The 20,443-nt window shown below is 64.8% G+C and carries 19 protein-coding genes, 1 tRNA gene and 2 riboswitches; of the genes, 9 read left to right on the top strand and 11 right to left on the bottom strand.

From position 1 onward, the window contains the following. Window positions 1-62 precede the first annotated feature (62 nt). The gene (tesB, locus tag C8J36_RS12675) at window positions 63-962 is read right to left on the bottom strand and encodes an acyl-CoA thioesterase II (protein WP_132535344.1); all 900 of its coding nucleotides are present in this window, start codon (window positions 960-962) and stop codon (window positions 63-65) included. Here tesB and C8J36_RS12670 point away from each other — a divergent pair. After that, window positions 951-2,252, top strand: coding sequence for a ubiquinone biosynthesis hydroxylase (locus C8J36_RS12670; RefSeq protein ID WP_281029235.1), 1,302 nt, complete (start codon window positions 951-953; stop codon window positions 2,250-2,252). The two genes, tesB and C8J36_RS12670, sit on opposite strands and share 12 nt — an antisense overlap. Window positions 2,253-2,347: 95 nt before the next feature. On the opposite strand, the gene C8J36_RS12665 is transcribed toward C8J36_RS12670, so the two are convergent. The 4 genes from C8J36_RS12665 to C8J36_RS12650 form a co-directional block, all read right to left on the bottom strand. Next, complete coding sequence (locus tag C8J36_RS12665; RefSeq protein WP_062596296.1) at window positions 2,348-2,578, bottom strand: Trm112 family protein; 231 nt, start codon at window positions 2,576-2,578, stop codon at window positions 2,348-2,350. 8 nt (window positions 2,579-2,586) lie between these two features. Beyond that, window positions 2,587-3,252 carry an LON peptidase substrate-binding domain-containing protein gene (locus C8J36_RS12660; protein WP_132535340.1) on the bottom strand — a complete coding sequence of 222 codons (666 nt, stop codon included), beginning with the start codon at window positions 3,250-3,252 and terminating at the stop codon, window positions 2,587-2,589. 160 nt (window positions 3,253-3,412) lie between these two features. Continuing rightward, window positions 3,413-4,441 carry a thioredoxin gene (gene trxA, locus C8J36_RS12655; RefSeq protein ID WP_132535338.1) on the bottom strand — a complete coding sequence of 343 codons (1,029 nt, stop codon included), beginning with the start codon at window positions 4,439-4,441 and terminating at the stop codon, window positions 3,413-3,415. Between the two features lie 85 nt (window positions 4,442-4,526). Continuing rightward, window positions 4,527-5,036 carry a prolyl-tRNA synthetase associated domain-containing protein gene (locus C8J36_RS12650; RefSeq protein ID WP_132535336.1) on the bottom strand — a complete coding sequence of 170 codons (510 nt, stop codon included), beginning with the start codon at window positions 5,034-5,036 and terminating at the stop codon, window positions 4,527-4,529. Between the two features lie 318 nt (window positions 5,037-5,354). Between C8J36_RS12650 and C8J36_RS12645 the strand changes: the two genes are divergently transcribed. Next, window positions 5,355-5,429 (top strand) — tRNA-Gly (locus tag C8J36_RS12645). 277 nt (window positions 5,430-5,706) lie between these two features. Here the strand turns inward: C8J36_RS12645 and C8J36_RS12640 are convergent. From C8J36_RS12640 to C8J36_RS12625, 4 genes are all read right to left on the bottom strand, one after another. Further along, window positions 5,707-6,711, bottom strand: a complete 1,005-nt coding sequence (locus C8J36_RS12640) for an aldose epimerase family protein (protein WP_132535470.1) — start codon at window positions 6,709-6,711, stop codon at window positions 5,707-5,709. 133 nt (window positions 6,712-6,844) lie between these two features. Next, the gene (gene metA / locus C8J36_RS12635; protein ID WP_062596300.1) at window positions 6,845-7,768 is read right to left on the bottom strand and encodes a homoserine O-succinyltransferase; all 924 of its coding nucleotides are present in this window, start codon (window positions 7,766-7,768) and stop codon (window positions 6,845-6,847) included. A gap of 49 nt (window positions 7,769-7,817) precedes the next feature. Beyond that, a riboswitch (SAM riboswitch) is annotated at window positions 7,818-7,895 on the bottom strand. Window positions 7,896-7,979: 84 nt separating this feature from the next. Further along, complete coding sequence (locus C8J36_RS12630; RefSeq protein WP_132535334.1) at window positions 7,980-9,827, bottom strand: ABC-F family ATP-binding cassette domain-containing protein; 1,848 nt, start codon at window positions 9,825-9,827, stop codon at window positions 7,980-7,982. A 2-nt stretch (window positions 9,828-9,829) separates the two neighbouring features. Then, window positions 9,830-10,480: a thiamine diphosphokinase gene (locus C8J36_RS12625; protein WP_132535332.1), complete on the bottom strand. Its 651-nt coding sequence runs from the start codon at window positions 10,478-10,480 to the stop codon at window positions 9,830-9,832. Between the two features lie 144 nt (window positions 10,481-10,624). Then, window positions 10,625-10,754: riboswitch (TPP riboswitch) on the top strand. Window positions 10,755-10,876: 122 nt separating this feature from the next. On the opposite strand from C8J36_RS12625, the gene thiB reads away from it, so the two are divergent. The 4 genes from thiB (at window position 10,877) to C8J36_RS12605 (ending at window position 16,090) form a co-directional block, all read left to right on the top strand. After that, entirely contained in the window at window positions 10,877-11,842 is a 966-nt protein-coding gene (thiB, locus tag C8J36_RS12620; protein WP_132535468.1) for a thiamine ABC transporter substrate binding subunit, read from the top strand. Between the two features lie 22 nt (window positions 11,843-11,864). Further along, entirely contained in the window at window positions 11,865-13,529 is a 1,665-nt protein-coding gene (gene thiP / locus C8J36_RS12615; RefSeq protein WP_132535466.1) for a thiamine/thiamine pyrophosphate ABC transporter permease ThiP, read from the top strand. A gap of 56 nt (window positions 13,530-13,585) precedes the next feature. Then, on the top strand, window positions 13,586-14,290 hold the full coding sequence (locus C8J36_RS12610; RefSeq protein ID WP_132535464.1) for an ATP-binding cassette domain-containing protein: 705 nt from the start codon (window positions 13,586-13,588) through the stop codon (window positions 14,288-14,290). A gap of 279 nt (window positions 14,291-14,569) precedes the next feature. Beyond that, the gene (locus C8J36_RS12605; protein WP_132535330.1) at window positions 14,570-16,090 is read left to right on the top strand and encodes a M48 family metalloprotease; all 1,521 of its coding nucleotides are present in this window, start codon (window positions 14,570-14,572) and stop codon (window positions 16,088-16,090) included. Window positions 16,091-16,179: 89 nt separating this feature from the next. Here C8J36_RS12605 and C8J36_RS12600 read toward each other — a convergent pair whose 3' ends face one another. Beyond that, complete coding sequence (locus C8J36_RS12600) at window positions 16,180-17,046, bottom strand: RNA polymerase factor sigma-32 (protein ID WP_062477793.1); 867 nt, start codon at window positions 17,044-17,046, stop codon at window positions 16,180-16,182. A 453-nt stretch (window positions 17,047-17,499) separates the two neighbouring features. Here C8J36_RS12600 and C8J36_RS12595 point away from each other — a divergent pair, with 453 nt between their 5' ends. Continuing rightward, window positions 17,500-18,006 carry a GNAT family N-acetyltransferase gene (locus C8J36_RS12595; RefSeq protein ID WP_132535328.1) on the top strand — a complete coding sequence of 169 codons (507 nt, stop codon included), beginning with the start codon at window positions 17,500-17,502 and terminating at the stop codon, window positions 18,004-18,006. A gap of 153 nt (window positions 18,007-18,159) precedes the next feature. Continuing rightward, a complete protein-coding gene (gene ppa / locus C8J36_RS12590) occupies window positions 18,160-18,693 on the top strand; it encodes an inorganic diphosphatase (protein WP_062596303.1) in 534 nt (177 codons plus the stop codon). 99 nt (window positions 18,694-18,792) lie between these two features. Here the strand turns inward: ppa and C8J36_RS12585 are convergent, their stop codons facing one another. Next, on the bottom strand, window positions 18,793-19,224 hold the full coding sequence (locus C8J36_RS12585) for an Lrp/AsnC family transcriptional regulator (RefSeq protein ID WP_062596406.1): 432 nt from the start codon (window positions 19,222-19,224) through the stop codon (window positions 18,793-18,795). A 115-nt stretch (window positions 19,225-19,339) separates the two neighbouring features. Between C8J36_RS12585 and C8J36_RS12580 the strand changes: the two genes are divergently transcribed. Continuing rightward, window positions 19,340-20,443, top strand: coding sequence for a saccharopine dehydrogenase family protein (locus tag C8J36_RS12580; RefSeq protein WP_132535326.1), 1,104 nt, complete (start codon window positions 19,340-19,342; stop codon window positions 20,441-20,443).

Below are 20,443 nucleotides of genomic sequence, written 5' to 3'. Positions count from 1 at the left end.
CGCTAAATATTCGCCAGATTTTCAGGCTAAAAAATATGCAAATTTAAAAGTTTGCTGACAATTTAGTCATTTGCCTTTTTCCGAATCAGTCCTTCCTGAGCGACCGAGGCGATCAGGTTTCCGGAACGATCGTAGAGGCTGCCGCGGTTCATGCCGCGGGCGCCGCCCGTGCTCGGGCTGTCCTGCGTATAGAGCAGCCAGTCGTCGAGCGCGCACGGGCGGTGAAACCACATGGCATGATCGAGGCTCGCCACCTGCAGATCGCGATCGAAGATCGAGGTTCCGTGCGCGCGCAGCGATGTGTCGAGCAGCGTCATGTCGGAGAGATAGGCGAGAACCGCGGCCTGCAGCGGCCGGTCGTCCGGCACCGGGCCCGTCGCCTTGACCCAGACATGCTGCACCGGCTCCTGCGGTTCGCGCGAAACGTAGTGCTTCAAGGAGACGGGCCGGATTTCGATCGGCCGCGGCCGTTCCCAGTAACGGCGGATCGCCTCGGGCGCGTTCGCCAGGAACATCGCTTTCATCTCGGCCTCCCCCATCAGCTCTTCGGGCTGCGGCACCTTGGGCGGCGCCACCTGATGCTCCAGCCCCTCCTCCTCAACCTGGAAGGAAGCCGACAAAGCGAAGATGGCCGCACCATGCTGGATCGCCACCACGCGGCGCGTGGTGAAACTGCCCCCGTCGCGGATGCGATCGACCTCGTAGATGATGGGCACGGCCGGGTCGCCCGGCCGCATGAAATAGGCGTGGAGCGAATGCACGAAGCGATCCGCCTTCACCGTGCGCTGCGCGGCGACCAGTGCTTGCCCGATCACCTGCCCGCCGAACACGCGCTGCCAGCCGACCTGCGGCGAAATCCCGCGGAAGAGATTTTCCTCCAGCGTTTCCAGGTCCAGCGTCTGCAGGAGAACGTCCATCGCGCTGGCGGACCCGGCGGCGTCGAGGAGGGCATCTTTGGACATTGCGCGGTCTCCGGCGGTAGGAAGCAAGACGTCGATGATCTATATAGCGCAAAAGGACAAGAGCGAAGGACGGGACGGATGATCGATCTATTGGTGGCAGGCGGCGGTTATGTCGGGCTCTCGCTGGCGGTCGCGGTCAAGACGGCGGCGCCGCATCTCCAGGTGACGCTGATCGACGGCGCGCCGGACGGCGCCTGGCGCGGCGACGAGCGCGCCTCGGCCATCGCCGCGGCCGCATCCTCCATGCTCGACGTCATGGGCGTCTGGCAGACGATCGCTCCGGAGGCCGAGCCGATCCGCCGCATGGTCATCACGGATTCCAAGACATCCGATCCCGTCCGCCCCGTCTTCCTCACGTTCGAGGGCAATGGGGATGCGGAGCGTCCTTTCGCGCACATGGTTCCGAACGTCGCGCTCGTCGGCGCCCTACGGGACACGGCAGCGAGCCTCGGCATCGAGATCCGGCCATCGACGACCGCCAGCGGCTTTACGGCGGACGATCACGCCGTCCGGTTGAAACTGGCCGATGGCGGCGAGATCGAGGCCCGCCTGCTCGTCGCCTGCGACGGTGTGCGCTCGAAGCTTCGCGATGCCGCGGGCATCAAGACGGTGAACTTCGACTACGGCCAGTCCGGCATCGTCACCACGGTGGAGCACGAGCGTTCCCATGAGGGGACAGCCGAAGAGCACTTCTTGCCGGCAGGTCCGTTTGCCACGCTGCCGCTCAAAGGCAACCGCTCGTCGCTGGTCTGGACCGAGCGGACGGACGATGCCAACCGCCTGATCGAGAGCGACGATCTCGTCTTCGAGGCCGAACTCGAACGCCGCTTCGGTTACAAGCTCGGCGCCCTGAAGGTGGTCGGCGGCCGCCGCGCTTTCCCGCTCGGCCTGACGATCGCCCGCGAATTCGTCGCCAACCGCTTCGCGCTGGCCGGCGATTCCGCCCACGGCATCCACCCCATCTCCGGGCAGGGCCTCAATCTCGGCTTCAAGGATGTGGCCGCTCTGGCGGAAACCATCGTCGATGCCGACCGCCTCGGCCTCGACATCGGTTCGCTCGCGGTGCTGGAGCGGTACCAGACCTGGCGCCGCTTCGACACGGTTCGCATGGGCGTGACGACGGATGTGCTGAACCGGCTGTTTTCCAACGATATCCCGCCGGTGCGCCTGCTGCGCGATGTCGGCCTCGGCCTGGTCGATCGGTTGACCCCGCTCAAGTCCTTCTTCATCCGGCAGGCAGGTGCGGCCGCCGGCAGCGATCCGAAACTCCTGTCCGGCCAGCCGATCTGAAGACTATGTCCGCACGCACGCCCGAAGCGCGGACTACGAATCGGAGACAATCCGACGCGCTTCAGGCCGACGCGCTTCAGGGATGACGATGAACATTAGGGCTGCTCGGTCGCGCGCGGCAGCACCCGGCCGGCACCGTCCGTCTCGATCTTGCGCGCTTCGGAAATCAGCATGATGGGAATGCCGTCGCGGATCGGATAGGCGAGCCTTGCCTTTTCCGACACGAGCTCGTTTTCCGCCGCGTGATAGCTGAGCCGCCCCTTGGTCAGGGGACAGACGAGAAGCTCGAGCAGCTTCGGATCGACGCGGCGGGTTCTCTCGTCCATCGCAATGCCTATTGCAGCATGGTTTCGATGTCGCCGAACGTCTTGGCGAGAACGATCTCGGTGATTGCGATCAGCGTATCGGCGCGGGTCTTGAGGTCCGGCGCCTCCAGCAGCGCCTGCTTCTCGGCCGGCCCGTAGGGCAGCATCATCGCCATGGAATTGACCAGGGTCGTGTTACCGGCGCGCTCGACGCTCTCCCAGTCGGCTTCGAGCTTGTTGGTATCGAGATAGGCCTTGAAGGCGGCAAGCAGCGCCTCGCGATCCACCTGCCCCTCGTCCTCGGATTCCGAGAGGTCGCCTGCAAACGGCGTGATCTTGAAATTGCGGTAACCCTTGACCGCATGCACCTCGTCGAACAGGCGAAAACGGCAGATGCCGGTCAGCGAGGTGATGTAGCGTCCATCCTCCATCTCGGCGAACGAGGTGATCCGGCCGACGCAGCCGACCTGGCAGAGTGCCTGGCTGTCCTCGCTATGATCGGTGAGCGACGGCTGCACCATGCCGATCAGGCGATTGCCGCAGAGCGCGTCGTCGAACATGGCGAGATAGCGCGGCTCGAAAATATTCAGCGGCAACTGCGAGCCCGGCAGCAACAGAACGCCGGTCAGCGGAAACACCGGAATGACGTCCGGAATATCCTTCGGCTTCAGATAACGTGCATTTCCGACCTGCATCTCAGGCAAACTCCGCCATATCTGGGGCAACGGGTCGATCATCGGCCCGTCCGCCTCGCATTAAGGGTCACATGGTGCGCTTGCTGGAAATCTCAAGCGGGAAACGCCTGCCGGGATGTCGACTGTCGAACCGGGGGAAACGGCTCCGGCCCGCAAAAGTTCACGAGAACAGGATGGCCGACATCTTGCGGCGCGCCGACAGCGTCGCCGGATCGGCCGGGCCCCACACCTCGAAGAAGGCGACCAGCGCCCGGCGGGCCCCGTCGTCGTCGAAGCTGCGGTCGCGCCGCATGATCGTCAGCAGGTGATCGGCCGCAGCCTGGCGGTCGCCCTCCACATTGCGGATCTTGGCAAGATTCAGCCGGGCGGCGTGATCGTCGGGATCGGCGAGAAGCGCGGCTTCCAGTGCTTTGGGATCGCCGAGCTTGCGCGCTTCGTCGATCTGGTCGAGCCGCTTGAGCAGGGCCGAGACCTTCGGGTCCGCCTTCTGCTCGTCGGAAAGCTCGGACAGGAACTCGCGCGCCTGATCGAGCGCATCCGAGGCGATCATCACCTCGGCAAGCCCGGCGCGGGCGGGCAGATTGTCCGGCTCCACCTGAAGCACCGAGGCGAAGATGCCGCCGGCATTCTGCAGGCCGCCCGCCTCCAGGAGCTGCCGTGCCTCGGCAAGTGCGCCCTCGATTTCGGCCGCCTGGTCGTCGACCATGGGACCCGCGATCTTCTCGATGAAGGCCCGGATCTGGCTTTCGGGAACCGCCCCCATGAAGCCGTCGGCCGGACGTCCATCGATGAAGGCGACCACGGCCGGAATGGACTGGATGCCGAGCTGCCCCGCGATCGAGGGGTGATCGTCGATGTTCATCTTGACGAGCTTCACCCGCCCGCCGGCCTCCGTCACCACCTTCTCGATGATCGGCGTCAGCTGTTTGCACGGGCCGCACCACGGCGCCCAGAAATCGACCAGGACCGGGAGACCGCGCGAGGCCTCCAGCACGTCGCGGGCAAAGGTGGCCGTCGTCGTGTCGGAGATCAGGGCACCGCCACCGCCAGCAGGTGCGCTCGCAGAGGCCGACGACGGCAGGGGCGACGACATCGGCGCCGGAGAGGCGCCTGCCGGCGCGCCGCCATAGGTGGCCGTTGCGCTCATCTGGCTGCCATAGGAACCGGAATAGGGATTGTTGCCGCTCATCGAATGCTCCTTGTGGGGACCATGCGCAGCCCCGATCCTCGTCTTCGCCGGGTGTCGTCCGGCAATCGCCCTCAAAGATCGTATGTCAGGCCGTGACTTTCAAGACAAGCGGCACGTGCCCCGTCGCCTCGGCGAAGCGGATCAGATCCTTCGATGACAGCGATGTCGTCGCGTCGTTGGTCAGGGGATGACAGTTGACGATCTCCTCGCGCATCAGGTCGGCATCCAGCACCAGCGTCACGGCGTGGCGATGGTCATTGATGACGCCGAGCGCCGTCACGGCACCGGGGATGACGCCGAGATACTCCATCAGCTTTTCCGGCTTGCCGAAGGAGACCTTGCTCGCCGCGCCGATCAGCGTGTGCACGGTCTTCAGGTCGACGGTCGCATGCTCCTCGACGGTCAGAAGGAAGTAATTGTCCTTCTTGTCTTTCACGAACAGGTTCTTCGTGTGCCCGCCGGGGATTTCGTCCCGCAGCGACACCGATTCGGCGACGGTGAACACCGGCGCATGCCGCTTCGTCTGGTGAGCGATCCCGAGATCGTCGAGAAAGCGGAAAAGGTCTTCTGCCGTCTTCGGCTGCGTGTCGGTCATGTCCAGCTCCTGTGCCTGCGCCTCACGTGCTTACGAAGCGGCAGACCGCAGCGCAATCGCAGAGGCGACGGATACCATTCCCAAAGCGCGACGCGTGCCATGCGCCGGGGTCGCCAGAGCACCCGGGGCATGCGTCCGGCGAAACGCCCCCGCGAAAAACCGAGCATCATCAATCGCTTGAGAGAAATTCCGGAAATTTTCTTCCCCCATCGTCATTTCCCTGTTGCATTTCCAAATCGGCTGAGCGATATAGCGCCCGTCGCCAACGAAAACGGCGACGCCACGGTCCACCGACTACCCCCGGACCTTGGTTGATGAGCGGGTGTAGCTCAGGGGTAGAGCACAACCTTGCCAAGGTTGGGGTCGAGCGTTCGAATCGCTTCACCCGCTCCATTTTCTTCACAGGTAAACACACTCTACAAAGTTGACGGCTGTCAACTTTTTATTAACGGTTTCGTGCCGTCGATGCCGGCCTGTGAATCCGAGCCTGTGCCGATGCGCTCGAGCCGCAGCCCGGCATGTCCCCATTCCGAGCGATCACCCCCCGCACGATAACCCCCGCACGATCTCCCTAAAGCACGATCGCCCCAAAAGCCGGCTCAGTTCCTGGGACGATCGGCATCATGCCGCTGTCGGCAGGCGCTCGAACTGAGCGCCTGCCGACAGATCATCAGCTCTTCGAGAAGATGTAATCCGTTTCCTGGCGCAGCGTTTCGCCGGGGCGCAGGATGGCGTTCGGAAAGCCGTCATGGTTGACGGCGTCGGGCCAGATCTGGGTTTCCAGACAAAAGCCTGCAAACGGGCCGTAGGTCCGGCCTTCGAGGCCGGGCACGGGCGTGTGCAGCTTGAAGCCGGAATAGAACTGCACGCCGGGCTCCGTCGTGCGGACTTCCAGCGAAACGCCCGAATCGATGCTGCGCGCCAGCACGGCAGAGCGCTTCGGACCCCGGTCGCCCGACAGGCAGAAATTATGGTCGTAGAGCACCTTCTCGCCCTCCGTCTGCCGGCGCATGGAGGTCATCTCGCGCAGATCGAATGCCGTACCCTCGACAGACGCGATCTCGCCCGTCGGGATCTGCTTCTCGTCGGTCGGCAGATAGTGATCGGCGGCGATCATGATGTCGTGGCCGAGCGTATCGGGGCGCCCATCGAGGTTGAAATAGGTATGCTGGCAGAGATTGGCGATCGTCGGCGCGTCGGTCGTCGCCGTGTAGGTGACGCTGAGGCAACCCTGGCCGGAGAGCCGGTAGGTCGCGGCGATCTCGCAGGTTCCCGGATAGCCGGCGCGGCCGGCGGGATCGGTGATCTTCAGCGAAACGGAATCCTCGGTCACGTCGAAGATTGTCCAGAGGCGCTTGGCGATGCCGTCGCTGCCGCCATGAAGATGAGTCACGCCCTTCTCGTTGAGTTCGAGCTGGAAATCCTCGCCGTCGATCGAAAAGCGGCCGTCATCGATGCGGTTGGAGGAGCGGCCGGGCGTCGCCCCGAAATAGGAGGAGTGGGCCGGATAATCCTCGAACGCTTCGAAGCCCAGCACCAGCGGCGGCGCATGCCCCTCCAGCCGCAGGTCCTGGATGACGGCGCCCCAGGAGAGGACATGGGCCGTCAGACCGCCGCCGCGGATCGTCACGCGGTGCACGGGCTCACCCGTCTTCAGATGGCCGAAGATCTCCATTGCAGTGCTGGTCAAATCGCGTTCCTCGCTTTTGTCCGGTCGCAGCACCAGGGGGCGCCGCCGACCGCATTGTCTCCCCGCGTCCTGCGCGGATCGTCACGGACGCGCCCTGTCTGGCGCGCTTGCTACAGCCTCAGCGGCCCTTGCCGATCTCTTTCAGCTCATAGGGCGTCGTCTGGTAGATATCGTTGATCCAGTTGCCGAACAAAAGATGGGCGTGGCTGCGCCAGCGGTTCTGCGGCGGCAGTTCCGGATCGTTGTGGGGAAAATAGTCGTGTGGCATCTTGATCGGCACGCCGGCATTCACGTCGCGGAAATACTCGTCGGCGAGAGACGTCGAATCATATTCCACATGGTTGAACACATAGAGACGGTTGCCCGCCTTCTCATGGACGAAGCAGACGCCCATCTCGTCGGATTCCATCAGGATCTCCAGCCCCGGCACCGTCTCGATATCCGCGCGCCGGACCTCGGTCCAGCGGGACACGGGGATCTGGAAATCGTCGGAGAAGCCGCTGAGATAGACGGAAGACGGGTTGAGATTGTGGTGACGATAGACGCCGAAAGCCTTTTCCCGCAGCGGATGCTTGGGCACGCCATGGAAATGGTAGATCGCCGCCATCGCGCCCCAACAGATGTTGAGCGTCGAGTGGATGTGGGTGTGCGTCCAGTCGAAGACCTGCTGCATCTCCTCCCAGTAGGTGACCTCCTCGAAGGGCAACAGCTCGACCGGCGCGCCGGTGATGATCAACCCGTCGAAATGCCGCTCGCGAACATCCTCGAACGTCTCGTAGAAGGCGAGCAGGTGATCTTCCGACGTATTCTTCGCCTTGTGGCTGCCGAGCCGGATCAGCGTGAACTCGACCTGCAGCGGCGAGGCGCCGACGAGGCGCGCCATCTGCACTTCGGTTTTGATCTTGTTCGGCATGAGGTTGAGAAGCCCGATCTGCAGCGGCCGGATATCCTGACGGATGGCGGCCGTTTCGGTCATCACCCGCACGCCCTCGGAAACGAGGGTTTCGAAAGCGGGCAGCGTATCGGGTATCTTGATGGGCATCGGCTTCACTCGGAGTAACGACACCGGCCGAAATGGAGGGTAGCGGGCGAAACATCGTCCCACGGCCCTTTAGCGACTTGTTTAACGTGGCTGCAAGCCGGCCGGCCAAATCACCACGGCGCAAGTCATAGACCCGATGCGGGTGCGAATCAAGGACGGCCGAGGAGCATGGCCAAGGGGACGACCATGAGGGAACTACCAGCGCCTCCCCCTACCCTTCCAGTTCCTCACGCAGCATTTCCAGCTCCAGCCACTCGCCTTCCATCGTCTCGATCGAGGCGCGCAGCTTTTCGAGCTCCGCGGCGAGCGCGGCAAAGCGCGCCGGGTTCTTGGCAAAGAGCTTCGGGTCGGCCATCTCGGCCTCGCGCTTGGCGATCTCGCCCTGCGCCTTGTCCATCTCCTTCGGCAGGTTTTCGAGCGCGAACTTCTGCTTGAAGGACAGCTTGCCCTTGGCGGTTTTCGCAGCGCCACCAGCACCGGTTCCGGCACCGGAGGTCGAAGCGGCACCGGTCTGGCGGGCCTTCTCCGCTTTCTCGGCGCGTTTGCGCTCGTCGGCCACGCCCTTGCGCTGCACCATCATGTCCGAATAGCCGCCGGCATATTCGATCCAGCGCCCGTCCGGCGCTTCCGGGTCGGCCGGCGCGATGGTGGAGGTGACCGTGCGGTCGAGAAAGTCGCGATCGTGGCTGACGAGGATCACCGTGCCGGCAAAGCTGGCGACGATCTCCTGCAACAGGTCCAGCGTCTCGATGTCGAGGTCGTTCGTCGGCTCGTCGAGAATCAGAAGGTTGGTCGGGCGCGAGAGAATGCGCGCCAGCATCAGCCGCGCCCGCTCGCCGCCGGAGAGATTCTTGATCGGCGTGCGCGCCTGTTCGGGCTGGAACAGAAACTCCTTCATGTAGCCGGTCACATGCCGCTGCTCGCCATTGACCAGCAGCGTCTCGCCGCGCCCATCGGTCAGGTAGTTGGCGAGCGTATCCTCGAGGTTCAGGTCCTCGCGCTTCTGGTCGAGCGTGGCGATCTCGAGATTGGTGCCGAGCTTCACCTTGCCCTCGTCCGGCTTCAGTTGGCCGGTGAGCATCTTCAGGAGCGTCGTCTTGCCGGCGCCGTTCGGGCCGACGAGACCGATGCAATCGCCGCGATGCACCCGGATGGAGAAGGGCGCGACGATGGTGCGCGGGCCATAGGCCTTGGTGATCTTCTCCGCCTCGATCACCAGCTTGCCGGATTCCTGCGCGTCGGACACGCTTGCCTGCACCGCCCCCTGCGGTCCCTTGTGGCCGCGATAGTTGGAGCGCAGATCCTGCAGCGCGCCGAGGCGGCGCATGTTGCGCTTGCGCCGGGCGGTCACGCCATAGCGCAGCCAATGCTCTTCCCGCTCGATCTGCTTACCGAGCTTGTGCTGTTCCAGCTCCTCCTGCTCCAGCACCTGGTCCCGCCAGGCCTCGAAATGGCCGAACCCCCGGTCGAGCCGCCGCGACGTGCCGCGATCGAGCCAGACGGTCGCGGTCGAGACCTTTTCGAGGAAGCGCCGGTCGTGCGAGATGAGGATGAGCGCGCTGCGGGTCTTCTGCAGCTCGCCTTCCAGCCATTCGATGGTCGGCAGGTCGAGATGGTTGGTCGGCTCGTCGAGCATCAGGATATCGGGTTCGGGCGCCAGCACCCGCGCGAGCGCCGCGCGCCGCGCCTCGCCGCCGGAGAGATCGTTCGGGTTCTCCTCGCCGCTCAAGCCCAGATGCGAGAGCAGATAGGTCACCCGGTAGGGATCGTCGCCCGGCCCGAGGCCGGCCTCGGCATAGGCCTGCACCGTCGTATAGGCGCCGAAATCCGGTGCCTGCTCCAGATAGCGCACAGTCGATGACGGGTGCCGGAACACCTCGCCCGATTGCGGCTCGATCAGGCCGGCCGCGATCTTCAGCAGCGTCGACTTGCCGGAGCCGTTGCGGCCGACGAGGCAGATCCGGTCGCCCGGTTCCACCTGCAGCGCTGCCCCGTTGAGCAGCGGCGTGCCGCCGAAGGTGAGAACGATATCGTCGAGTTTCAGAATGGGCGGCGCCATGGTCAGGCTCCTGTCATGTCGAGGGGGCGGGCGAGCAGCATCGCGCGACCGGTGCCGAGCGTCAGCGTCACGGGTCCTTCCGCCACGTTGGAAATGGTGCGCGACGACCCGAAGGGCACCGCGAAACGGGTCAGCGGATAACGCGCGCCCGCAATGGAGAGATCGGTCAGCGCATCGAGACCCAGAACGGAAAACAGACAGCCTTTCGGCAGGTCGATTTCGGTCTCGCCGGGAAGAAGCGGCACCGCCTCCTCCTCGCCCGAGGTCAGGACCACGTCGAGCCCGGTCTCGGCAAGCTGCAGAGCGTGCAGCAGGTGCTGGAAAGCATGGTCGCTCCGCTCGCCGCCGAGCGCACCGGCAAGAAGCAGCCGCCGCGCGCCGCGCATCCGCGCCGCCGCGACGGCGATCTCGCCATCGGTCTCGTTCTTGGCGGGCGGATAGGGCTCGCGCGGAACGTGCTGCCAGGCCGCGATCAGGGCATCCGGCGTCGAATCGAAATCGCCGACCCAGAGCTCCGGCGTCAGGCCGATGTCCGCCGCATGCCGCATGCCGCCATCGGCGGCGATCACGCGCGTGCCGGCAAGCTGTGCGGCCAGCCGGTCGGTCATCGTCAGCGGCCCGCCGAGCAGGATGGTGAATGCGGTTGCGGTCATGGCGCTGCCATAGCGCGAAGCCGCCGCCGAGGCAAAGGTCAAAGGGCGCAAAAAGCCCAAAGACATGCGGGCGGCCCGGCGTTTCTATGCCCTAGTCCGCACGCTTCGATCTTGCCAACCTGCAGGACCGCCGCTAGATTTCTCGATGCTCTAACGGGGTGCCTTTCCAACGTGACGATCCTTCGTCTCGGGAAGACGGGCTGAGAGGCTGACAAGCCAACCCGCGGAACCTGATCCGGTTTGCACCGGCGGAGGGATTAGACGGCTCGCAAGCGCTATTCCCCTTGAAACCCGTATTTGAAGGAGGCGCGCATGCGCAGCACCAGACTTTTGCCCACAACCCTGCTTTTCACCACGGCTTTGTTTTTGACGGCGGGGCTTTTCACGGCCGGCACGATGTCCACCGGCGCGGCAGCCGCCGAGCCGAAGACGCTGACCGTCTATACCTATGAGAGCTTTACCAGCGAATGGGGTCCCGGCCCGAAGATCGCGGAAGCCTTCGAGAAGACCTGCGACTGCAAGCTCGCTTATGTCAGCGTCGCCGATGGCGTGGAACTGCTGACACGGCTGAAGCTCGAAGGGCCCGCCTCCAAGGCGGATGTCGTCGTCGGCCTCGACACCAATCTCGTCACCGAGGCCAAGGCTACCGGCTTCTTCGCGCCGCATGGCCTCGACACCTCGGCGCTGACCGTGCCCGGCGGTTTTTCGGACGACAGCTTCGTGCCCTATGATTACGGCCACTTCGCCTTCGTCTACGACACGCAGACGCTGAAGACCCCGCCGAAAAGCATGAAGGAACTGGTCGAGGGCGGCGGCAAGGACAAGATCATCATCGAGGATCCGCGCACCTCCACACCGGGCCTCGGCCTGCTGCTCTGGGTGAAAGCCGTCTATGGCGACCAGTCCGCCGAGGCGTGGAAGACGCTCAAGGACCGCATCCTCACCGTCACGCCCGGCTGGTCGGAAGCCTACGGCCTGTTCACCAAGGGGGAAGCGCCGATGGTGCTGTCCTACACGACCTCGCCGGCCTATCACATGGTTTCCGAAAACACCGACCGTTATCAGGCGGCCGATTTCGCCGAGGGTCATTACATCCAGATCGAGGTGGCCGGCGTGACGAAAGCCGCGCGCGATCCCGACCTCGCCAAGGCCTTTCTCGCATTTCTGAGCGGTCCGCAGGCCCAGGCGATCCTGCCCACCACCAACTGGATGATGCCCGTGGCAAAGCCTGGCGAACCCCTGCCGGACGCCTTCGGCAAACTGGTCCAGCCGAAGACGACCTTCCTGATGAGTTCGGAGGAGGTCGCCGCAAACCGCAAGGCCTGGATCGACGAATGGCTCTCCGCCATGAGCCGGAACTGACCTTTTGATGCGCGCCGGTTTTATGGGCGCCGATCGAATCGGTCGCGAACGTCGTCTGACGCGCGGACTGGGCGTTGCGGGCCTTGCCGGCATCGCCCTGTTCGTCGGTGCCGCCATCCTCGCTCTGTCGCTCGCGGCCTCCGGCAACGGCGCGCCCGCCGGCGCCGGTGCGACGAGCGGCATGGCCGATGCGGCCCTGTTCGATCGCTATGTCTGGCGCGTCACCCGCTTCACGCTCGTCCAGGCCGGTCTCTCCACGCTTCTGTCGGTGGCCTTTGCCGTTCCCGTCGCCCTGGCGCTGGCGCGGCGGCGGACCTTTGCCGGCCGTATCTGGATCGTCCGGCTGATGGCGCTGCCGCTCGGCCTGCCGGCGCTGGTCGCAGCCCTCGGCATCGTCGGCATCTGGGGACGACAGGGCGTCGTCAACGACCTGTTCGCCCTGGCCGATCTCGACCGTCCGGTCGCGATCTACGGTCTTGCCGGCATCCTCGTCGCGCATGTCTTCTTCAACATGCCGCTCGCGGTCAGGCTGCTGTTGTCGGGGCTGGAGCGCATCCCCGGGGAATACTGGCTGGTCTCCGCCAATCTCGGAATGTCCCGCCTCCAGCTCTTCCGCTTCATCGAGTGGCCGGTCATCCGCGGCCTCCTCCCGGGCATCGCCGGCCTCGTCTTCATGCTGTGCGCCACAAGCTTTACCCTGGTGCTGACGCTCGGCGGCGGGCCCGCCGCGAGCACGCTGGAGGTCGCGATCTATCAGGCCCTGCGGTTCGACTTCGATCCGCCGCGCGCCATCGCGCTTTCGGCCCTGCAGATCGCCGTCACCGCCCTTCTCCTTCTCGTCCTGCGCTGGCTGACCCCGCCGGTCACCGAGGCCCTGACGACCGGCCGGCCGGTGCGCCGCTTCGATGGCGGGTCGCCCCTGTCGGTCCTGACCGATGCCGTCATCGTCGCGCTTGCTGCCCTCTTCGTCGCCGCACCGCTCGCCTCCGTTCTCGTCGCCGGTCTTGCCTCCGACCTGCCAAAGCTTGCAGCCGATCCGCAGGTCCATCGGGCCGTGCTCACCAGCCTCGGCATCGCCGCCGTCTCCGCGGGCCTTGCCGTCACGCTCGCCGCCGCCATGCTCACCACCCGCCAGATCCTGCTGTCGCCGCGCCGGCCGGGTCGCTTCGCGCACGTCTTTTCCGGCGGCGTGGCCGCCGGCACGTCGCTGATCCTTCTCGTGCCGCCCGTCGTCATCGGGGCGGGATGGTTTCTGCTGCTGCGCCCGTTCGGCGATGTCGCCCACTTCGCGCCTGCCGTCATCACCCTGATCAACACGCTGATGGCGCTGCCTTTCGTGACCCGCGTGCTCGCCCCGGCGATGGCCACGCACGCCGCCCGCACCGAGCGCCTGACGACGAGCCTCGGCATCCGCGGCTGGGCGCGCATCCGGCGCGTCGACGGACCCGGCCTGCGCCGCCCCCTCTTGATGGCGCTGTCGTTTGCCGCCGCCCTCTCGCTCGGCGACCTCGGCGCCGTCGCCCTGTTCGGATCGCAGGATATGGTGACGCTGCCCTTCCTGCTCTACAGCCGCATGGGAAGCTACCGCACGACGGATGCGGCCGGCCTCGCACTTCTCCTCGGCCTCGTCTGCGTCGTCCTCACCATCCTTGGAACCGCAGGCGAAAGCCGGGAGCGCGCCGCATGACGTCGCAAACGCCACCAGCCGAGCCGACCCCGATCGCCGTCCGTCTCGAACAGGTCATGGTCCGCTTCCCCGCGCATCCCGCCCCGCGAACGCTCCTCTTCGATGCCGCGATCGAAAGCGGAAAGATCACCGCGATCGCCGGCGCCTCCGGCTCCGGGAAATCGACGCTGCTCAATCTGATCGCCGGTTTCGAGACGCCGGATGCGGGCCGGATCAGCATTTTCGGCAGGCCTGCGACCGATGTGCCTCCCGCGCTTCGCCCGGCCTCCTTCATCTTCCAGGAGCACAATCTCTTCGCCCATCTCGATATCGCGACCAATGTCGGCCTCGGCATCAGCCCCTCGCTGAAGCTGACCCCGGACGATCGCGCACGGATCGAACGCGCCCTTGACGATGTCGGCCTGACCGGATTTGAACGACGCCTTCCGCCGACGCTGTCGGGCGGCGAGCGCCAGCGTGTGGCCCTTGCCCGCGCGCTGGTGCGCCGGCGCCCCCTTCTTCTGCTGGACGAGCCCTTTGCGGCGCTCGACCCCGCGCTGCGGCACGAAATGGGCGATCTGCTTGCGGCCTTGCAGAAGAAGGAGGCGAGCACAATCCTCCTCGTCACCCACCACGCGGACGATGTCCGCCGCCTCGCCGATCGCGTTCTGTTTCTCGACGATGGCAAGGTCGCCCTCAACGAGGCGGCCGAAACGTTCCTGAAGCGGACCGGACCGGAGGCCGTCGTCCGCTTCCTCGGCGCCCGTTCCCAAGCCTCCTGAGGACACCTGCCACAATTTGACCGTCCGCCTGTGGCACCCGCACGGACGGGACAGACGGACCCCGGCACCGATGAGGGACAGGACCGGCCTGGCGCCTCTTTTCCGCAAAACCGATCCGCTTTGCGGAATTATGCAGTAGGCACGAGGCCCCCGAATAGGCTAGATCGGGCTCTGGGAAACGGAGCGATTGCACGTATCCAAGGATGTAGGGCGGCTCTGCCGGAACTGCCGTCAAGAGCAGCGTGCGGCACGCCGCCGGACGCGAACATGGGCTGAGGCATGACGGTGAAAGAGCGGAACGAGCGGAACGGCGGACACCTGTCGACCCGTGGCATTGCAGGCACCCTGCGCGCGTCCGTGGCCGGTCTCGCTCTGCTGACGCTTGCCGGTTGCCAGAGCGCGATCGAGCAGAGCTATGAGCCGAGCGTTTCCCCGTCCGCCACGCCCCAGATCGTCGATGAAGTCCAGAAGAACGATCCCCGCGCCGCGATGGGCGCCCGCGAACATCCCCGCATCGTCGCCAGCTATGGCGGCGAGTACAAGGACGAGAAGACCGAACGGCTGGTCGCCCGGATCACCGGCGCCTTGACCGCGGTCTCGGAAAACCCCAACCAGTCCTATCGCATCACGCTGCTGAACTCGCCCGCCATCAACGCCTTCGCCTTGCCCGGCGGCTATCTCTACGTCACGCGCGGCCTTCTGGCGCTCGCCGACGACGCCTCGGAGGTCGCAGCCGTCCTCTCCCACGAGATGGCGCACGTCACCGCCAATCATGGCATCCAGCGCCAGCAGCGCGAGGAAGCCGAAGTCATCGCCAGCCGCGTGGTCTCGGAGGTTCTCTCGAGCGATCTCGCCGGCAAGCAGGCGCTGGCGCGCGGCAAGCTGCGCCTCGCGGCCTTCTCGCGGAACCAGGAACTTCAGGCCGACGTGATCGGCGTGCGCATGCTCGGCGAAGCCGGCTACGATCCTTATGCTGCGGCCCGCTTCCTCGATGCGATGGCCGCCTATAGCCGGTTCTCCTCCGTCGATCCGGAAAACGACCAGAGCATGGACTTCCTGTCGAGCCATCCGAACGCGCCGCAGCGCGTGGAACTCGCCCGGCGCCACGCCCGCGCCTTCGGCCCCGACGGGACGACCGGCGACCGCGGCCGCGACTATTTCCTCGATGGCATCGACGGCCTGCTCTATGGCGACAGCCCGCAGGAGGGCTATGTCCGCGGCCAGACATTCCTGCACGGCAAGCTCGGCATCCGCTTCGACGTTCCCGCAGGCTTCCAGATCGACAACAAGGCCGAGGCCGTTCTGGCGACGGGCCCCGGCGAAATTGCCATTCGCTTCGACGGCGTGGCCGATACCCAGCGCCGCAGCCTGACGGACTATATTGCGAGCGGCTGGGTCACCGGCCTGCAGCCCGACACGATCCACGCCATCACGATCAATGGCCTGGAGGCCGCGACCGCTCGCGCCTCCGCCGATCGCTGGGATTTCGACGTGACGGTGCTGCGCATCGACACCCAGATCTATCGCTTCCTGACCGCCGTGCCCAAGGGCATGCCGTCGCTGGAGCCGACGGCCGACGTGCTGCGCAATTCCTTCCGTCGCATGAGCCCGCAGGAGGCCGCAGCCCTCAAGCCGCTGCGCATCCGCGTCATCACGGTGGCCCCGGGCGATACGCTTACGACCCTGTCGGCCCGGATGATGGGCACCGACCGCAAGCTCGACCTCTTCCGTCTGATCAACGCTTTGCAGATCACCTCGACCGTCAAGCCGGGCGACCGCATCAAGATCATTTCGGAATAGGCCACGCGGCTCGCATCAGACGAGAGCCGTCCCATACGAAAAACCCGCCAATGCGGCGGGCCTCTTCGTGTGTACTGGAACGGGGTTTCTCAGTGGGCCGTCAGCGCCAGTTCCGGCGCCTGGGCGACGAGGGCAACCTTCAGCTTTTCGAGCGCCCGTGTCTCGATCTGGCGGACGCGCTCCTTGGAGATGCCGAGATCCGCACCGAGTTCCTCGAGCGTCGCGCTGTCTTCGGAAAGCCGACGCGCGCGGATGATCTTCATTTCGCGATCGTTCAACTGCTCCAGCGCATGGCCGAGCCAGTTCTTGCGGCGTTCCTGATCGATCATGTCGGTGACCTGCTCGTCCGGCAGGGGAGCGGCACAGGCGAGAAGGTCGAGACGCTCGCCACTGTCCGAATCGCCGGAGGAGATCGGTGCCTGAAGCGAGGAATCGCTACCGGAAAGGCGGGCATCCATGGTCTGGACATCGGCAAGGCTGACGCCGAGGGCCGAAGCGATTTCCTCATGCACGGCGCGTGCCGTCAGCTGGCTGTTGCCCTGAGCGAGCTTGGCGCGCAGACGCCGCAGATTGAAGAACAGCGCCTTCTGCGCCGAGGACGTACCACCGCGCACGATCGACCAGTTGCGCAGCACGTAATCCTGCATGGACGCGCGGATCCACCAGGTGGCGTAGGTCGAGAAGCGGACGTCGCGGCTGGGTTCGAAACGGGCGGCGGCCTCAAGAAGACCGATATGACCTTCCTGAACCAGATCGCCCATCGGCAGACCGAAATGCCGGAATTTTGCAGCCATGGAAATCACGAGACGCATATGCGCCATGGCGATCTTGTTGCGGGCGTCCTGATCCTGGTTATCCTTCCAGGCCTGCGCCAGTAGCTGCTCCTCGCCCCGCTCCAGATAGGGAGCCGCCATGGCAATCTTGATCATGCGCCTGTCTGCAGAAAGATTTTTCATCGGCTACTCCATGACGGGCACGTGACCGTGCCTCCGGGCTGGGCTGTTAGGAGACGGCATTGCAGAGGCGAAACACTTGACCTGCAATCGAGACGCCCTAATTCCGTTGTATGAGACGACGCCAAATAGATGGACACCGGTTTGATCTGGGCCCGATCCGGCGCGCGGCCATTCGATCGGACGTTTCATAACGCCTGTCTTTCGCAAAAGTTCCGCAGCCAGGCGACGATGTGAATCGTGGCGGCCATTTTGTGATCTTTTGGGATCTCGACGCATCCAATGGTGCGGCTATCAGCCGTCTCGAACCCCATTGCGACTGGAAACGTGACGCGGGTTCCCGTGGGCGGCGTAAATTCGCGCTTGCCGACCTGGTTAAAATACCGTTAATTTTGCAGCTGTCGGGCATGATGCCGCGGCACATCAGACGAAGCGGCCAGGGTCAACGCGCGCACCATGAAGACATTGTCCATTGAAGTGCGTCCCGGCATGGCGCGTGAGGCAGCCGAGATCTCGGAGGTCCATCGTCTTTCCTGGCTTCACACCTATTCCGGTCTCATTCCGCATCGCCCGTTGAACGAGATGATCGACCGACGCAATGCGAGCTGGTGGCGCAAGGCGACCGGCGGGCCCTCCACGCTTCTCGTCATCGAGGTGGCCGGCGTCATCGCCGGCTATGCCACGCTCGGTCTCTCCCGCGCCCGCGCGCTGCCACAGGAAGGCGAGATCTACGAGATCTACTTCCGGCCGGAATATCAGGGCATCGGCCTTGGCCGCATCCTCTTCGGCGAGGCGAGCAGCCTGCTGAAATCGCTCGGCTGCCGCGGCCTCGTCGTCTGGTGCCTGGAGGACTGCACCCAGGCCGACCGCTTTTTCCGAAATGCCGGGGGCAACGACATCTGCGAGGGCATGGAGGATTTCGGCGGCAAGAGCCTGAAGAAGATCGGCCACGTCTGGAACTGAGGCGGAGCCTTCCCGGCGCCGCTCCAGCACGATAAACGGACGCTCTTTAACCTCTTTGCTGACAAATGACCGCTTCAAGTCGCCGCTGATATTGCACAACGGCAGGTTTGGCTTTATCGGACGTCAGTCCCACTTCAGGAGCATGGAGGCTTCATGCGTATTGACGCTATCTCGATCGGAAAGAACCCGCCGGAAGACATCAACGTCATCGTGGAGGTTCCCGTTGGTGGCCATCCGATCAAGTACGAGATGGACAAGGAAGCCGGCACGCTCGTCGTCGACCGCTTCCTCTACACACCCATGACCTATCCGGGCAATTACGGCTTCGTGCCGCACACGCTGTCGGATGACGGCGATCCGATCGACGTCCTGATCGCCAGCACGCGCCCGCTCGTTCCCGGCTGTGTCATCAACGTCCGCCCGATCGGCGTGATGATGATGGAAGACAATTCCGGCAAGGACGAAAAGATCATCGCCGTGCCGAGCGCCCACCTGACCAAGCGTTACGACAAGGTCAAGGAATATACCGACCTGCCGGAAATCACCCTGCAGCAGATCGAACACTTCTTCGAGCACTACAAGGATCTGGAGCCCGGCAAGTGGGTCAAGATCTTCGGTTGGAAGGACGCCACCATCGCCCGCCAGCTGATCGTCGAATCGATCGAGCGCGCCAAGACCGCCAAATAAGGTCTGCCGTATCGACATGCCTGAAGCCGCGTCCCGCAAGGGGCGCGGCTTTTTCATGCGTGTCTGTTCATATGTCTATGCGCGACAGCGCGACTATAGTCAGCGGCTGATCCGCGTCGACAGCACGATCGACGACAATGTCTTTTCCACGCCTTCGATCGTCCCGATCCGGTCGATGACCAGATCGAGCGCGCTGATCGACGCCGCCTCGACGATGGCGATCAGGTCGAAGCTGCCGCTGACGGAATGCACGATGCGAACGGCCTGCATCGCCTCGAGATCGCGCGTGACGCGCGGCAGCGCCCGGGCCGCGAGCGTGATGAGGATATGCGCCCGAACGAGCCCACGCTCGTAGTCGCTGGAGAGGCGCACGCCATACCCCGCGATCACCCCGTCCCGCTCCAGCCGTTCCAGCCGCGCCTGAACGGTCGTGCGCGACAGGCCGAGCTTGCGCGCCAGCATCGCCGTCGGCATGCGCGCGTTTTCGCCCAGCAAGGCCAGAAGCGCGCGGTCGCCATCGGATATCGTCATTTCGCTCAGCCTCATCGGCGAAGTGCCGAATTCTGCCCTTCTTTTTGCACGGATCGGCGCTTCTGGACAACCCTGTTCCGGTGCATGCTTTCCACCAATCAAGAAGGGGAACAGCATGAAGACCATCGTCGTCATCGGCGCCGGCAAGATCGGCGCCACCATCGCACACCTGCTCGCAACCTCGGGCGATTATGCCGTTATCGTCGCGGACCGCAGCGACGAGCAATTGGCGCGCCTCGGCACCCATGCCGCCCTGTCCGTGAAAACCGTCGATATCGCCGATGCCACCGCGATGGATGCCCTGCTGACCGGCGCCTTCGCCGTGCTCAGCGCCGCGCCCTTCCACCTCACGGTCGAGATCGCCGCCTCCGCCGCACGCTGCGGCGTGCACTACCTGGACTTGACCGAGGATGTCGAATCGACGCGCCAGGTGAAGGCGCTGGCAGAAACGGCAAGCAGCGCCTTCATTCCGCAATGCGGCCTTGCCCCGGGCTTCATCTCCATCGTCGCGCAGGATCTCGCAGCCCGCTTCGATAGCCTCGACAGCGTGCGCATGCGCGTCGGAGCCCTGCCGCAATATCCGTCCAACGCACTCAACTACAATCTGACCTGGAGCACGGATGGCGTCATCAACGAATACATCGAGCCCTGCGAAGCCATCGTCGAGGGTCGGCTGACCGCGGTTCCGGCGCTGGAAGAGCGTGAGGAATTCTCGCTCGACGGCGTGACCTATGAGGCCTTCAACACCTCCGGCGGCCTCGGCACGCTGTGCGAGAGCCTTGCCGGTCGCGTCCGCACCCTGAACTACCGGACGATCCGCTATCCCGGCCATGCCGCGATCATGAAGGCGCTGCTGAACGATCTCGGCCTGCGCCACCGCCGCGAGGTGCTGAAGGATATTCTGGAAAATGCCCTGCCCGCCACGACGCAGGATGTGGTCATCGTGTTCGTCACCGTCTCCGGCCAGCGCGACGGGCGTCTGGTGCAGGAAACCTATGCGAACAAGATCTATAGCGGCGTCGTTGCCGGCCGAATGATGAGCGCCATCCAGATCACGACCGCCGCCAGCATCTGCGCCGTCCTCGACATGCTCGCGGCCGGACATCTGCCGGACCATGGCTTCGTTCGCCAGGAAGATATCCGCCTTGACGCTTTCCTTGCAAACCGCTTCGGCCGTCATTACGCCGACAGCCGCTTCACCGAGAAGCTGGCCGGCTGA

Origin of the sequence: Rhizobium sp. PP-F2F-G48 (assembly GCF_004342335.1) — a bacterium.
Classification (GTDB): domain Bacteria; phylum Pseudomonadota; class Alphaproteobacteria; order Rhizobiales; family Rhizobiaceae; genus Ferranicluibacter.
Note: the sequence above shows the minus strand (reverse complement) of the source record. Positions and strands in the feature narration are given on the sequence as shown.

Coding starts and splice junctions, on each gene's coding strand:
- tesB (WP_132535344.1), bottom strand. CDS start 962: ATGTCCAAAGATGCCCTCCTCGACGCCGCCGGGTCCGCCAGCGCGATG.
- C8J36_RS12665 (WP_062596296.1), bottom strand. CDS start 2,578: ATGGACGAGAGAACCCGCCGCGTCGATCCGAAGCTGCTCGAGCTTCTC.
- C8J36_RS12660 (WP_132535340.1), bottom strand. CDS start 3,252: ATGCAGGTCGGAAATGCACGTTATCTGAAGCCGAAGGATATTCCGGAC.
- trxA (WP_132535338.1), bottom strand. CDS start 4,441: ATGAGCGGCAACAATCCCTATTCCGGTTCCTATGGCAGCCAGATGAGC.
- C8J36_RS12650 (WP_132535336.1), bottom strand. CDS start 5,036: ATGACCGACACGCAGCCGAAGACGGCAGAAGACCTTTTCCGCTTTCTC.
- C8J36_RS12640 (WP_132535470.1), bottom strand. CDS start 6,711: ATGGAGATCTTCGGCCATCTGAAGACGGGTGAGCCCGTGCACCGCGTG.
- metA (WP_062596300.1), bottom strand. CDS start 7,768: ATGCCCATCAAGATACCCGATACGCTGCCCGCTTTCGAAACCCTCGTT.
- C8J36_RS12630 (WP_132535334.1), bottom strand. CDS start 9,827: ATGGCGCCGCCCATTCTGAAACTCGACGATATCGTTCTCACCTTCGGC.
- C8J36_RS12625 (WP_132535332.1), bottom strand. CDS start 10,480: ATGACCGCAACCGCATTCACCATCCTGCTCGGCGGGCCGCTGACGATG.
- thiB (WP_132535468.1), top strand. CDS start 10,877: ATGTCCACCGGCGCGGCAGCCGCCGAGCCGAAGACGCTGACCGTCTAT.
- thiP (WP_132535466.1), top strand. CDS start 11,865: ATGGGCGCCGATCGAATCGGTCGCGAACGTCGTCTGACGCGCGGACTG.
- C8J36_RS12610 (WP_132535464.1), top strand. CDS start 13,586: ATGGTCCGCTTCCCCGCGCATCCCGCCCCGCGAACGCTCCTCTTCGAT.
- C8J36_RS12605 (WP_132535330.1), top strand. CDS start 14,570: ATGACGGTGAAAGAGCGGAACGAGCGGAACGGCGGACACCTGTCGACC.
- C8J36_RS12600 (WP_062477793.1), bottom strand. CDS start 17,046: ATGAAAAATCTTTCTGCAGACAGGCGCATGATCAAGATTGCCATGGCG.
- C8J36_RS12595 (WP_132535328.1), top strand. CDS start 17,500: ATGAAGACATTGTCCATTGAAGTGCGTCCCGGCATGGCGCGTGAGGCA.
- ppa (WP_062596303.1), top strand. CDS start 18,160: ATGCGTATTGACGCTATCTCGATCGGAAAGAACCCGCCGGAAGACATC.
- C8J36_RS12585 (WP_062596406.1), bottom strand. CDS start 19,224: ATGACGATATCCGATGGCGACCGCGCGCTTCTGGCCTTGCTGGGCGAA.
- C8J36_RS12580 (WP_132535326.1), top strand. CDS start 19,340: ATGAAGACCATCGTCGTCATCGGCGCCGGCAAGATCGGCGCCACCATC.